Source organism: Streptomyces novaecaesareae (genome assembly GCF_000716875.1).
Classification (GTDB): domain Bacteria; phylum Actinomycetota; class Actinomycetes; order Streptomycetales; family Streptomycetaceae; genus Kitasatospora; species Kitasatospora novaecaesareae.
On the sequence record NZ_JNWQ01000020.1, the window covers coordinates 1 to 13,034 of the forward strand.

The window sequence follows — 13,034 nt, forward strand, 5'->3', positions numbered from 1 at the left end:
CGGCCCCGCCGACCGTCCCCCCGGCCCCGCCCACCCCGCCGCCGGGCCACCAACCCGCCCACCAGCCGGGCACCGGCTACGGCTACCCCCAGCAGCCCGGCACGGGGTACGGCTACCCGCAGCAGCAGCCCGGGACCGGCTACGGCTACCCGCAGCCCACCCAGCCGTACCCGCAGCAGCCGGGCACCGGCTACGGCTACCCCCAGCCGAACCCCTCCGTCCCGGCGCAGCCGCACCCGGGCGGCTACGGCTACCCGCAGCCCGGCACCGGCCAGCAGCCGCCTGTCCCGCCGCAGCCGCCGACGGCCCAGCCCCCGGCGCCCACCGGCGAGCCGTTCGCCCTGCCCCCGCAGGGCCCCCAGTTCCAGCCCCGCTGACCCGGCCCACCCGAACGGCCCCGCCCGAACGCGCACCCACCCGGCGGGGCCGCCCGGCTACCCCTTGTACCCCCGCTGCCACTGCATCCCGAACCCGTACAGCCGGTCGATGTCCGACTGGAACCCGTTGACGTACCGCACCTCGCGCCGCACCGTCAGCTGGTTGTCCCCCGCGTTCTCGATCAGCACCACGGCACAGGAGCGCGCCGCCCGGGCCCGCTCCTCCAGCTTGATCTCGATCCGCGGCCCGGTCTGCGGCACGATCGTCACCACCGCCTGCGACTGCTCGAAGGCCGGCGTGCCGTCGTAGATGTAGACGAAGATCAGCAGCCGTTTGAACTTGTCCTTCTTCTCCAGGTTGACGTACATCGTCTCGCCGGAGGGCGCCCCGTACTGGTCGTCGCCGCTGAGCTTGACGTACGGCGGGTTCTGGAGGTCGCCGAACAGGCCGCCGAGCGGCTGCACGACGCCCGTGGAGCCGTCCGAGAGCTCGTACATGCAGGCCAGGTCGAGGTCGACGTTCATCGGCTCGCTGTTCTGGGGCGAGTCCGGCTCCAGCGGGCTGAGGATCCGCGGGCTGAAGAACCGCTTGATGTTGTCCCGGGCGCTGGGCCGGGAGGCGCCGGGGCGCATCGACCAGTGCAGGTTGACGTAGAGGTAGCCGGTGGTGGCGGCCGCTCCGGTGATCGCGTGCTGCGGGGCCGACTTGGTGAGTATGACCTTGTGCTGACCGCCCGGGTTGTCGAAGGTGTAGCTCTTCTCCCCGCGCAGGTACTCCCAGATCGAGACCATCCCGTCCTCTCCCCCTGCTCCCGCCAGGCGATCTGACGGTCCGCCGACCAATGATCGGGCATCGGCCCGGCCGCCGGATACCCCGTCCTCCCCCTCCTCTACCCCGCCCGGCCACCCGCCGGTCATCGGCGGGACGAACCGGCGGGTCGATTGGCGGGAGCCAGCCGACCTCCCGTAGCATGCCGCCCCTTCGGACGCGATATCGTCTAGCCGCACAGGTGTCCCGTCCGCCCCTGCGCGGGCGCGGTGGGGAACGCCGTGCGGTGACGAACGAACCGTCAGGCAGAGCCCGCACGGCGGGCCCTGATCGCCTGTGTCGCACTGTGAACCTGTCCCCTGCGGAAACCCGAGGCCCGACCCGCAATGAACCTGACCTCCATACAGCTGGTCTGGACCGTCGTCGGCGGCGCAGCCCTGCTGTTCGTTGCCGTCCTGATGGCGACGCTGCGATTCAAGAGCTCGAACAAGGACGAGTCCTCCGACTCCTGGGAGCGCAGCGAGGAGCGCCGCCGCCGCAAGGAGATGATCTACGGCATCTCCTCGTACACGCTGCTGTTCTGCTGTGCCGGTGTCGCCGCCGCGCTCTCCTTCCACGGGCTGGTCGGCTTCGGCAAGGAGAACCTGGGCCTGTCCGGCGGCTGGGAGTACCTCGTCCCGTTCGGTCTGGACGGCGCCGCGATGTTCTGCTCGGTGCTCGCCGTCCGCGAGGCCAGCCACGGTGACGCGGCGCTCGGCTCGCGCCTGCTGGTCTGGGTGTTCGCGATCGCCTCGGCCTGGTTCAACTGGGTGCACGCCCCGCGTGGCGTCTCGCACGACGGCGCCCCGCAGTTCTTCTCCGGCATGTCGATCTCGGCGGCGATCCTGTTCGACCGCGCGCTGAAGCAGACCCGCAAGGCCGCGCTGCGCGAGCAGGGCCTGGTGCCGCGCCCGCTGCCGCAGATCCGCATCGTCCGCTGGCTGCGCGCCCCGCGCGAGACCTACGCGGCCTGGTCGCTGATGCTCCTGGAGAACGTCCGCAGCCTGGGCGGCCGCCAGGTGCCCGCCCTCACGGCTGCCGGAGACGGCCCGAGCGCTACGGAGCCTGCCCTAGCCGCGGATTCCGCCGCCACCACCTCGACCTCCTCGCTGGAGCCCGCCGCGCTGGACGCCGGCCGCCGCCCCCGTGCCGCCGTCTCCTCGTCCTACTCCTCCTCGCTCTCCGGCTCCGGCTCCTCGTCCTACTCGTCCGCCCTCTCCGGCTCGTCCCACCGCAGCTCGACCGTCGACCTGACGTCCGACGACGACACGCTGTCGATGCCGAAGCTGGACTCGCTGGAGCGCAAGCTGCGCGCGATCGAGCAGCAGCTCGGCTGACCGCGGCACCCGCGGAACCCGCAGCACCCCTGGCACCAGACACGCGGAACGGCCGCCCCCGGGAAACCCCGGGGGCGGCCGTTCCGCGTGCCAGGCGGCCTGCTTGCCTACTTGCCGCTGCCGACCAGCTCCGGTTCCTCGTCCGCACCCTCGCGCCGGTTGCGCAGGATCGACGAGCCCAGTGCCAGCCCGATGAAGGCGACGCCGATCAGCCCGGTGACGATCTCCGGGATGTGGTACTCGATCCCGACCAGCAGGATCACCGCCAGCGCGCCGATCGCGTAGTGCGCGCCGTGCTCCAGGTAGACGTAGTCGTCCAGGGTGCCCTTGCGGACCAGGAAGACGGTCAGCGAGCGGATGTACATCGCGCCGATGCCGAGGCCCAGGGTGATCTGGAAGATGTCGCTGGAGATGGCGAACGCGCCGACCACGCCGTCGAAGGAGAACGAGGCGTCCAGGACCTCCAGGTAGAGGAACAGGAAGAACGCGGCCTTGCCGGCGACCTGGACGACCGACTTGCCGGACTTCTCCACCTCCTCCTCGCGCTCGGCCTCCTCTTCGAGCCCCGACTCGAAGATCGAGGAGAGGCCGCCGACGGCGAGGTAGGTGATCAGGCCGAGGACGCCGGCGAGCAGAACGGTTTCAGCGTGCTCGGCGGCGAAGAAGCGGGAGGCCAGCACCAGCGCGACCAGGGCGACGACGCTGGACAGCGCGTCCAGCTTGCCGACCTTCTCCAGCGGGCGCTCCAGCCAGCCCAGCCAGTTGTGCTCCTTCTCCTCGAACACGAAGTCCAGGAAGATCATGAGCAGGAAGATGCCGCCGAAGGCGGCGATGGCCGGGTTGGCCGCCTCCAGGTACTGGCCGTAGGTCAGGCCGTCGTGGGTCTTGTCGGTGTGCAGCGCGAGGTCGATGACCGTCGCGGGGTTGAGCTTGGCGGTGAGGCCGACGACCAGCAGCGGGAAGACCAGGCGCATGCCGAAGACGGCGATGAGCACGCCGACGGTCAGGAAGATCTTCTGCCAGTACGGGTTCATCCGCTTCAACACCGTGGCGTTGACCACCGCGTTGTCGAACGACAGGGAGATCTCCAGGATGGAGAGGATCAGCACGATGCCGAAGCCTTGAGCTCCCCAGAGCAGTCCGGCCGCGGCCAGGCCGATGGCTGTGATCGCGAACGACCAGCCGAATGTGCGGAGGAACACGGGAGTTGGCTACCTTTCGGGTTCAGGCCGTGCCGGGGGCGGCCTCGTCCCCGAGACGCCCTGACCGGGCCGGGCCCGGTCAGGTCACCCCCGCACTGCCCTCTGTTCTCATGATCGGGTCGGGTGCGATTAGTCCGATTTCCGCCCTACTGTACGTTCACGCCGAAGTCGAGCGCGATGCCGCGCAGGCCGGAGGCGTACCCCTGGCCCACCGCGCGGAACTTCCACTCGCCCGCGTAGCGGTACAGCTCGCCGAAGATCATCGCGGTCTCGGCGGACGCGTCCTCGGACAGGTCGTAGCGGGCGATCTCCTGGCCGTCGACCGAGTTGACGACCCGGATGTAGGCGTTGCGGACCTGCCCGAAGTTCTGCAGCCGCGCCTCGGCCTCGTAGATCGAGACCGCGAAGACCACCTTGTCCGCCTGCACCGGGACGAGGTCCAGGTTGACCAGGACCACCTCGTCGTCACCCGTGTCGTCGCCGCCGGTGAGGTTGTCGCCCTGGTGCTCCACCGAGCCCTCGGGGCTCTTGAGGTTGTTGTAGAAGACGAAGTACTCGTCACCGAGCACTCGCCCGCCACCACAGAGCAGGGCGCTCGCGTCGAGGTCGAACGGGGCGCCCGTGGTCGAACGGGCGGACCAGCCGAGGCCGATCTGGACCTGCGTCAGGTTCGGCGCGGCCTTCGTGAGCGAGACGTTGCCGCCCTTGGCGAGCGTGACCACCATGACGTTCTTCCTCCCTTGCTTCTCCCGGGGCGCGCCTTACAGGTTTAGTCCCCCGCGACCCCGGCCGACCCGTTCTGGCCGGCTGAACTTCCTGAACTCACATCCTCGCAGCGCGGCGGACCGCCGCGGCAGCGGGTCGGACGGAACCGGGGCGGCCCCGGACCGCGAAGGTCCGGGGCCGCCCCGGGAGAACGGCGCGAAGCCCGCGCTGCAGGGCGCCGGCGACGGCTCAGACGTTGACGCCGAAGTCCTGCGCGATGCCGCGCAGACCGGAGGCGTACCCCTGGCCGATGGCGCGGAACTTCCACTCGGCGCCGTTGCGGTACAGCTCGCCGAAGACCATCGCGGTCTCGGTGGAGGCGTCCTCGGAGAGGTCGTAGCGGGCCAGCTCGGTGTTGTCCGCCTGGTTCACCACGCGGATGAACGCGTTGCGCACCTGGCCGAAGTTCTGGCCGCGGTTCTCCGCGTCGTAGATCGACACCGGGAAGACGATCTTCTCCACGTCGACCGGGACGCCCGCCAGGTTGACCTTGATCGCCTCGTCGTCGCCCTCGCCCTCACCGGTGCGGTTGTCGCCGGTGTGCTCGACGGAGCCGTCCGGGCTCTTCAGGTTGTTGAAGAACACGAAGTTGCCGTCCGAGGCGACCTTGCCCTGGGCGTTGCAGAGCAGTGCGCTGGCGTCCAGGTCGAAGTCGGTCCCGGTGGTGGTCCGGACGTCCCAGCCCAGGCCGACGACCACGGCCGTGAGCCCTGGGGCCTCCTTGGTGAGCGAGACGTTGCCGCCCTTGCTGAGGCTGACTCCCACGTGTCCTCCAAGAATCGGGAGGCACGTCCTTGGTGGTGCCCCCGGTGGTGCGGGTTCGGGGGCCCGGGAGCGCACCGGCTCCCGCACCCCACCCTGCCAACGGCCCGAGCGTAGTACGCGGTTCCCGTCCGCAGCGCGGTTGCGGCCGGACACGGCCGTCGGGCACCCGGCCGGCCGGGTGCCGGCCCCGTGCCGGGCGGCCGCGGCGGGCTCAGAGCCCGGCGAGGACCTTCAGGTACTCCTGCTCGTCCCGGGCGTCCGGGAGGCCGTTGACGACGCTCCAGCGCACCGTGCCGGCCTTGTCGATCACGAAGGTGCCGCGCAGCGGGCAGCCCCGCTCCTCGTCGAGGACGCCGTACGCGCGGGTGACCTCACCGTGCGGCCAGAAGTCGGCCAGCAGCGGGAACTCCAGGCCCTCCCGGTCGGCGAAGACGCGCTGGGAGAACTGCGAGTCGCAGGAGAGGCCGAGCACCTGGACGTCGTCGTTCTGCAGCCCCGCCAGTTCGCGCTGGATCGCGCCCAGCTCGCCGGTGCAGACCCCGGTGAACGCGAACGGGTAGAAGACCAGCACGACGTTCTTCGCGCCCCGGAAGTCGGCGAGCCGGACCGTCTCCCCGTGCTGGTTGCCGAGTGCGAAGTCCGGGGCCTGGGTGCCGACCTCGATGGCCATGAACGGGACCTTTCTGACGCGACCGCGCCGCGCGGCGGACGCGGCAGGCCACATCCTCCCATTCGTCGGCGACCGTTGCGCCGAACGGATGAGGCGGGCCGGGCCGACGGCCACCGGCGTTCGCCCTGGGCGAACATCCGGGGAAGCCGGTGCGCGCTCCGGAAAAGCGCCGGGCCCCGCCGGAGTGTTCCTCCGACGGGGCCCGGTGCGGGGCTTCAGAACCCGCTCAGCGCTTGTTGCCCGCCTTCGGCGTGGACTTGGTCGCGAGCCGCGTGGCCGCCCAGTCCTGCGCGATGTTGATCGAGCTCGTCTGCGAGAGCCCGGCGGTACGGGCCGCCTCGTTGATTTCGGAGGCCTCGATGTGGCCGTCCCGGCCGGTCTTGGGCGTCAGCAGCCAGATGACGCCGCCCTCGGCGAGGTATTCCAGCGCGTCGACGAGGGAGTCGGTGAGGTCCCCGTCGTCGTCGCGGTGCCACAGCAGGACGGCGTCCGCGACGTCGTCGTAGTCCTCGTCGACGAGTTCCGTCCCGGCGATCTCCTCGATGCCCTCGCGGAGATCCTGGTCAGTGTCTTCGTCGTACCCCAGCTCCTGGATGATCTGGCCTGCTTCGAAGCCGAGACGGGTCGCCGGGTTGGACTTGTCCGCGGGGTCCGCGGTCGCGCTCACGGGAATAACCTCCAGTATTCGGCTCGGCATCCATGCCGAGGCTGTGGCCGTAGTCCACACGGGCGCGGCGGTTCGCGCAAGTACCCGACCCCCGATCCCCTCCAAAGGTTGACGTGCCACACCGGGACACGCCGTTGGAGGTGTCGGGAATCACACCGATTTGCCCTTCTCTGCGTGGGACAAGGATGCTTCGGGTGGTCCCGGCCCACAGGCCGTACTCATGACCGAGATGCGAACGGCATTCGGGTCCGCGCGTGCGCGGGCGTAGAGTCTCCTGTTGGCCCTCACCCCGGCCGCCCGCCATCGGGCGGACGGGACACCAGGTCGGACCACCTCTTTTCGTAACACCCGGGGGTGCGCGGAACGGGCGATGAAGCCCGCGCCGCATGCCGCCAGACCGGACCGCCCACCCAGGCGGAACGGTTACCGATCGGTAGAGATGACGGATCTCCGAGCGCGGTAGCACGATGGAGGCGGCGCGACACACCTCAGTTTCGACCGACAGTGAAGGAACAGCGTGGCTTCCGGATCCGATCGCAACCCGATCATCATTGGCGGCCTTCCGAGTCAGGTCCCGGACTTCGATCCCGAGGAGACCGCGGAATGGCTGGAGTCGCTCGATGCGGCCATCGACGAGCGGGGGCGTGAGCGTGCCCGTTACCTGATGCTGCGGCTGATCGAGCGCGCCCGCGAGAAGCGTGTCGCCGTGCCCGAGATGCGCAGCACGGACTACGTCAACACCATCGCCACCAAGGACGAACCGTTCTTCCCCGGTAACGAGGAGATCGAGCGGAAGATCCTCAACGCGACGCGATGGAACGCGGCCGTCATGGTCTCCCGGGCGCAGCGCCCGGGCATCGGCGTCGGTGGCCACATCGCCACCTTCGCCTCCTCCGCGTCGCTCTACGACGTCGGCTTCAACTACTTCTTCCGTGGCAAGGACGCCGAGGGCGAGTCCGGCGACCAGATCTTCTTCCAGGGCCACGCCTCTCCCGGCATCTACGCCCGCGCCTTCCTCCTGGACCGGCTCACCGAGCAGCAGCTCGACGCGTTCCGCCAGGAGAAGTCGAAGGCCCCGTACGGCCTGTCCAGCTACCCGCACCCGCGGCTGATGCCGGACTTCTGGGAGTTCCCGACCGTCTCGATGGGCCTCGGCCCGCTCGGCGCGATCTACCAGGCCCGGATGAACCGCTACCTGGAGCACCGCGGGATCAAGGACACCTCCGACTCGCAGGTGTACGCCTTCCTCGGCGACGGCGAGATGGACGAGCCCGAGTCGCTCGGCCAGCTCTCCCTGGCCGCCCGCGAGGGCCTGGACAACCTGACCTTCGTGGTCAACTGCAACCTGCAGCGCCTGGACGGCCCGGTCCGCGGCAACGGCAAGATCATCCAGGAGCTGGAGTCCCAGTTCCGGGGCGCCGGCTGGAACGTGATCAAGCTGGTCTGGGACCGCAGCTGGGACCCGCTGCTCGCGCAGGACCGCGACGGCGTCCTGGTCAACAAGCTGAACACCACGGTGGACGGCCAGTTCCAGACCTACGCCACCGAGACCGGCTCCTACATCCGCGAGCACTTCTTCGGCGGCGACCTGCGCCTGCGCGCCATGGTCGAGAGCATGACCGACCAGCAGATCCAGCACCTGGGTCGCGGCGGCCACGACCACAAGAAGATCTACGCGGCGTTCAAGGCGGCCCGCGAGCACAAGGGCCAGCCGACGGTCATCCTCGCCCAGACGGTCAAGGGCTGGACGCTGGGCCCCAACTTCGAGGGCCGCAACGCCACCCACCAGATGAAGAAGCTGACGGTCGAGGACCTGAAGCGCTTCCGCGACCGGCTGCACCTGCCGATCACCGACAAGCAGCTCGACGAGGGCTACCCGCCCTACTACCACCCGGGCCGCGACTCGGAAGAGATCCAGTACATGCACGACCGCCGCAGCGAGCTGGGCGGCTACGTGCCCACCCGCAAGGTGCGTCCGCGCAAGCTGGAGCTGCCCGGCGACGACGCGTACAAGGCGGTCAAGAAGGGCTCCGGCAACCAGACCATCGCCACCACCATGGCGTTCGTCCGGGTGCTCAAGGACCTCATGCGGGACAAGGGCATCGGCAACCGCTTCGTGCCGATCGCGCCCGACGAGTACCGCACCTTCGGCATGGACTCGCTCTTCCCGTCGGCGAAGATCTACAACCCGCTCGGCCAGACCTACGAGTCGGTCGACCGGGACCTGCTCCTCGCCTACAAGGAGTCGCCGACCGGCCAGATGCTGCACGACGGCATCTCCGAGGCCGGTTGCACCGCCTCGCTGATCGCCGCCGGCTCCTCCTACGCCACCCACGGCGAGCCGCTGATCCCGGTCTACGTCTTCTACTCGATGTTCGGGTTCCAGCGCACCGGCGACCAGTTCTGGCAGATGGCCGACCAGCTGGCCCGCGGCTTCGTGATCGGCGCCACCGCCGGCCGCACCACGCTGACCGGTGAGGGCCTGCAGCACGCCGACGGCCACTCGCAGCTGCTGGCCTCGACCAACCCCGGCGTCGTCGCGTACGACCCGGCGTACGGCTTCGAGATCGCGCACATCGTCCAGGACGGTCTGCGGCGGATGTACGGCTCCAGCGCCGAGCACCCGCACGGCGAGGACGTGTTCTACTACATGACCGTCTACAACGAGCCGATCAAGATGCCGGCCGAGCCCGAGAACGTGGACGTCGAGGGCATCCTCAAGGGTCTGCACAAGTACGCGCCGGGCACCGCCGGCCAGATCCCGGCCCAGATCCTCGCCTCCGGCGTGGCCGTGCCGTGGGCCCTGGAGGCCCAGCGCATCCTCGCCGAGGAGTGGAACGTCAAGGCCGACGTCTGGTCCGCGACCTCCTGGAACGAGCTGCGCCGCGACGCGGTGGAGGCCGAGGAGTTCAACCTGCTGCACCCCGAGGAGCAGCAGCGCGTGCCGTACGTCACCCAGAAACTCCAGGGTGCCGAGGGCCCGGTCGTCGCGGTGTCCGACTGGATGCGCGCGGTGCCGGACCAGATCTCCCGCTGGGTGCCGGGCCAGTACCAGTCGCTGGGCGCCGACGGCTTCGGCTTCGCCGACACCCGTGGCGCGGCCCGTCGCTTCTTCCACATCGACGCGCAGTCGGTCGTCCTGGCGGTGCTCACCGAGCTCGCCAAGCAGGGCAAGATCGACCGCTCGGCGCTGAAGGACGCGATCGACCGCTACCAGCTGCTGGACGTGACCGCGGCCCACCCGGGCGCCGCCGGCGGCGACGCCTGATCACCCGCTAGCGCCTGAGAGGGCCGGACTCCCGTACGGGGTCCGGCCCTTCGGCGTTCCTCGGTCCTTGAACCTGACACCGGTGGCAGAGCCTAGAGTGACCGGCATGAAGAACCAGAGTGCGAACCCCCGCCACCCCGAACCCGCCGACGGCGCAGGAGAGTTCAACCGCAAGGTGATCGCCGGGTTCCGGACCGGCGAGGGGGTGGTGGGCGGCGATCTCGCCGGGATGCAGCTGCTGCTGCTCACCGTGGTCGGCGCCCGCAGCGGCGAGCCGCGCACCACCCCGCTGGTCTACCTCCCGGACGGCGAACGGCTGGTGGTCTTCGCCTCCAACGGCGGCAGCGACACCGACCCGGTCTGGTACCGCAACCTGGTCGCCCACCCGGAGGTCACCGTCGAGGTCGGCGCCGAACGGTACCCGGCCGTGGCGGCCGCGGTCGACCCGGCCGAGCACGACGCGCTCTGGGCCCGGGTGGTCGCCGCCTACCCGCAGTTCGCCGGGTACCGTACGACGGCCCGGACGGTCCCGCTGGTGGCGCTCGTCCGGGTCTGAGGCAGGCCCTGAGCAGCGCGGCGGCCCCGGACTCCCCCACGGAGTCCGGGGCCGCCGGTATGGCGGCGGGCTCAGATGTGCACGGCCGGGCCCGCGTCGGTGGTGCCGCGACGGGTCAGCAGGGCGAGCAGGGCGGCGCCGAAGGCCACCACCGCGGCCACCACGAAGGCGAGCGACATCCCGCTGACGAAGGACTGGTGCACGGCACCGGCCATCGCGTCCACCGCCTGCTGCGGGGTGCCGGGCGGGGCCGGCGGGGTGATGCCCAGCTGGGCGGCCTGCTTGAGGCCGTCGGCCTGCGGGCCCTCGACCGGCGGCAGTCCGGCCTTGGCCCAGTTGCCGGGCAGCACGTCGCCGACCTTGGCCGCCATCAGGGCGCCCAGCACGGCGGTGCCGAGGCTGCCGCCGACCTGCATCGCGGCCTGCTGGAGGCCGCCGGCCACGCCGGACAGCTCCAGCGGGGCGTTGCCGACGATGACCTCGGTGGCGCCGACGATGACCGGGCTGATGCCGAGGCCCATCAGGACGAACCAGAGCGACATCACGCCGGTGCCGGAGCCGGTGTCCAGGGTGGACATGCCGACCATCGCACCGGTGGTGAGCAGCATCCCGACCATGATCGGGATCCGCGGGCCGAGCTTGCCGATCGCGATGCCGGCCAGCGGCGAGCCGACGATCATCATGCCGGTCATCGGCAGCAGGTGGACGCCGGCGTCGACCGGCTTCATCCCGTGCACGTTCTGCAGGTAGAAGGTCACGAAGAAGATCGCGCCGAAGAACGCGAAGGCCATCAGCACCATCAGCAGCACGCCCGCCGACAGCGGCACCGAGCGGAACAGGCTGAGCGGGATCAGCGGCTCCTTCGCCCGGCCCTGCCAGAGCGCGAAGAGCACCATCAGCGCCACCGCGCCGCCCAGGAGCAGCAGCGTCCGCGTGTCGCCCCAGCCCCACTCGGGGGCCTTGATGATGCCGAAGACCAGCGCGAACATCCCGACCGACAGCAGCGCGATGCCCGGCAGGTCGAAGGACTTGGCGGCGTTCTCGGCCCGCACGTCCTTCAGGATCCACAGGCCGAGCGCCAGCGCGATCAGGCCGACCGGGATGTTGATGAAGAACACCGACTCCCAGCTGACGTGCTCGACCAGCAGGCCGCCGACGATCGGGCCGGCCGCGGTGGAGGCGCCGATCACGCCGCCCCAGATGCCGATCGCCATGTTGAGCTTCTCGGCCGGGAAGGCCCCGCGCAGCAGGCCGAGCGCGGCCGGCTGGAGCAGCGCGCCGAAGAGGCCCTGCAGCACCCGGCAGGCGATCACGGTCTGGATGTTGCCGGCGAAACCGATCGCGGCCGAGGTCGCGGCGAAGCCGACCGCGCCGACCAGGAAGGTGGTCTTGTGGCCGAACCGGTCACCGATCTTGCCGGCCGTGATCAGGAAGACCGCCAGGGCGAGCAGGTAGCCGCTGGTGACCCACTGGATCTCGGAGGGCGCCGCGTGCAGCTTCTCCTGGATCACCGGGTTGGCGATGGCGACGATCGTGCCGTCCAGGGCGACCATCATCACGCCGACCGCGACGGTCAGCAGGGTCAGCCAGGGGTGCCCCTTGAGGCCACCCCCGGACGTGGGTGTCGGCGGCGGCGGGGCGTCCGCCTCCGAGTTCTTGACGACGGACTGGCTCATCTGGGCCCTCCGGGGCGTGGCTGGTTCGGAACGTGGTCGTGGCGCCCCGGCCCACCCGTCCCCACAGGTGCCCCGGCCGGACGGGCGCCACTAGCGGGAGATTATGTCAGCGACTGACATTCGGCAAACAGTGACTTCTGGCCATTACTGACATTTGTCAGAACGCTAAGGTTGTGTTCCCACCCGTCACACCCGCGCTCCGGAAGGCCCCGCCATGGCCGCTCACACCCCCCGCCCCACCGCCGCCCCGGAGGACGCCGGGCGGACACCCGGGCTGCGTGAGCGCAAGAAGCAGCAGACCCGGGACGCCCTGGTCCAGGCCGCCCACGAGCTCTTCCTCGGCCAGGGCTTCGCCCGCACCACCGTCGACGAGATCGCCTCCGCCGTCGACGTCTCCCAGCGCACCTTCTTCCGCTACTTCGCCAACAAGGACGAGGCCGCACTCGCCGTGATGGCCGAGGCCGAGGACTACTTCATCGAGTGCCTGCACCACCGCCCGGCCGACGAGACCCCGCTCCAGGCCCTGCGCGCCTCGATCATCAAGGCCTGGCGCGACCTCGGGAACGACAAGGCCTCCGGCCCCGGCTCGATCACCAGCGCCCTCGAACTCATGCGGCTGATCGAGGACACGCCCACCCTGCTCGCCGCCCACCTGCGCCGCGTCACCGAACAGGAACGCATCGTCGTCCGGGTGCTCGCCGAACGCGAAGGGCTGGACCCGCGCGAGGACCTGCGCCCCACCGTGCTCGCCGCCGTGTTCGGCAGCGTGCTGCGCGCCGCCCACCTGTCCTGGACGGCCGACCGCGAACCCGAAGGCCCGGAAGGCATGATCGCCCTGATCGAGCAGCACTTCGACCAGCTCGGCCCCGCCCTCGCCGGCCACTGGCGCACCCCCGCCACCTGACCGCCGGCGCACCCCCGCGACCTGACCGCTGATACCCGG

At 70.4% G+C, this 13,034-nt stretch carries 11 protein-coding genes and 1 pseudogene; 5 read left to right on the plus strand and 7 right to left on the minus strand.

What is annotated here, in order from left to right:
- Positions 1 to 377 (plus strand): annotated as a pseudogene (locus tag OP86_RS38720) (TerD family protein); the annotation flags it as partial.
- A gap of 57 nt (positions 378 to 434) precedes the next feature.
- On the opposite strand, the gene OP86_RS09755 reads toward OP86_RS38720, so the two are convergent.
- A complete protein-coding gene (locus OP86_RS09755; protein WP_030061107.1) occupies positions 435 to 1,169 on the minus strand; it encodes a Tellurium resistance in 735 nt (244 codons plus the stop codon).
- A 363-nt stretch (positions 1,170 to 1,532) separates the two neighbouring features.
- On the opposite strand from OP86_RS09755, the gene OP86_RS09760 reads away from it, so the two are divergent.
- A complete protein-coding gene (locus tag OP86_RS09760; RefSeq protein ID WP_033331498.1) occupies positions 1,533 to 2,522 on the plus strand; it encodes a DUF2637 domain-containing protein in 990 nt (329 codons plus the stop codon).
- A 107-nt stretch (positions 2,523 to 2,629) separates the two neighbouring features.
- Here OP86_RS09760 and OP86_RS09765 read toward each other — a convergent pair whose 3' ends face one another.
- The 5 genes from OP86_RS09765 to OP86_RS09785 all read right to left on the minus strand — a co-directional run bounded on the left by OP86_RS09765 (position 2,630) and on the right by OP86_RS09785 (position 6,591).
- A complete protein-coding gene (locus OP86_RS09765) occupies positions 2,630 to 3,724 on the minus strand; it encodes a DUF475 domain-containing protein (protein WP_030061113.1) in 1,095 nt (364 codons plus the stop codon).
- Between the two features lie 146 nt (positions 3,725 to 3,870).
- Positions 3,871 to 4,449 carry a TerD family protein gene (locus tag OP86_RS09770; protein ID WP_030061114.1) on the minus strand — a complete coding sequence of 193 codons (579 nt, stop codon included), beginning with the start codon at positions 4,447 to 4,449 and terminating at the stop codon, positions 3,871 to 3,873.
- Positions 4,450 to 4,678: 229 nt separating this feature from the next.
- Positions 4,679 to 5,254 carry a TerD family protein gene (locus tag OP86_RS09775; protein WP_030258351.1) on the minus strand — a complete coding sequence of 192 codons (576 nt, stop codon included), beginning with the start codon at positions 5,252 to 5,254 and terminating at the stop codon, positions 4,679 to 4,681.
- Positions 5,255 to 5,465: 211 nt separating this feature from the next.
- Entirely contained in the window at positions 5,466 to 5,924 is a 459-nt protein-coding gene (locus tag OP86_RS09780) for a peroxiredoxin (protein WP_030061116.1), read from the minus strand.
- 226 nt (positions 5,925 to 6,150) lie between these two features.
- The gene (locus tag OP86_RS09785; protein ID WP_030061117.1) at positions 6,151 to 6,591 is read right to left on the minus strand and encodes a DUF3052 domain-containing protein; all 441 of its coding nucleotides are present in this window, start codon (positions 6,589 to 6,591) and stop codon (positions 6,151 to 6,153) included.
- 517 nt (positions 6,592 to 7,108) lie between these two features.
- Here OP86_RS09785 and aceE point away from each other — a divergent pair.
- Entirely contained in the window at positions 7,109 to 9,859 is a 2,751-nt protein-coding gene (gene aceE, locus OP86_RS09790; protein ID WP_030061118.1) for a pyruvate dehydrogenase (acetyl-transferring), homodimeric type, read from the plus strand.
- 106 nt (positions 9,860 to 9,965) lie between these two features.
- Positions 9,966 to 10,415, plus strand: coding sequence for a nitroreductase/quinone reductase family protein (locus tag OP86_RS09795; protein ID WP_051829905.1), 450 nt, complete (start codon positions 9,966 to 9,968; stop codon positions 10,413 to 10,415).
- A gap of 71 nt (positions 10,416 to 10,486) precedes the next feature.
- Here OP86_RS09795 and OP86_RS09800 read toward each other — a convergent pair whose 3' ends face one another.
- Complete coding sequence (locus OP86_RS09800; RefSeq protein ID WP_030258348.1) at positions 10,487 to 12,091, minus strand: MFS transporter; 1,605 nt, start codon at positions 12,089 to 12,091, stop codon at positions 10,487 to 10,489.
- Positions 12,092 to 12,305: 214 nt separating this feature from the next.
- Between OP86_RS09800 and OP86_RS09805 the strand changes: the two genes are divergently transcribed.
- A complete protein-coding gene (locus OP86_RS09805; RefSeq protein ID WP_030061122.1) occupies positions 12,306 to 12,995 on the plus strand; it encodes a TetR family transcriptional regulator in 690 nt (229 codons plus the stop codon).
- Positions 12,996 to 13,034: the final 39 nt, after the last annotated feature.

Bases quoted from the DNA above. Each gene is read 5' to 3' on its own strand.
- OP86_RS09755 (WP_030061107.1), bottom strand. From the start codon at position 1,169: ATGGTCTCGATCTGGGAGTACCTGCGCGGGGAGAAGAGCTACACCTTC.
- OP86_RS09760 (WP_033331498.1), top strand. From the start codon at position 1,533: ATGAACCTGACCTCCATACAGCTGGTCTGGACCGTCGTCGGCGGCGCA.
- OP86_RS09770 (WP_030061114.1), bottom strand. From the start codon at position 4,449: ATGGTGGTCACGCTCGCCAAGGGCGGCAACGTCTCGCTCACGAAGGCC.
- OP86_RS09780 (WP_030061116.1), bottom strand. From the start codon at position 5,924: ATGGCCATCGAGGTCGGCACCCAGGCCCCGGACTTCGCACTCGGCAAC.
- OP86_RS09795 (WP_051829905.1), top strand. From the start codon at position 9,966: ATGAAGAACCAGAGTGCGAACCCCCGCCACCCCGAACCCGCCGACGGC.
- OP86_RS09800 (WP_030258348.1), bottom strand. From the start codon at position 12,091: ATGAGCCAGTCCGTCGTCAAGAACTCGGAGGCGGACGCCCCGCCGCCG.
- OP86_RS09805 (WP_030061122.1), top strand. From the start codon at position 12,306: ATGGCCGCTCACACCCCCCGCCCCACCGCCGCCCCGGAGGACGCCGGG.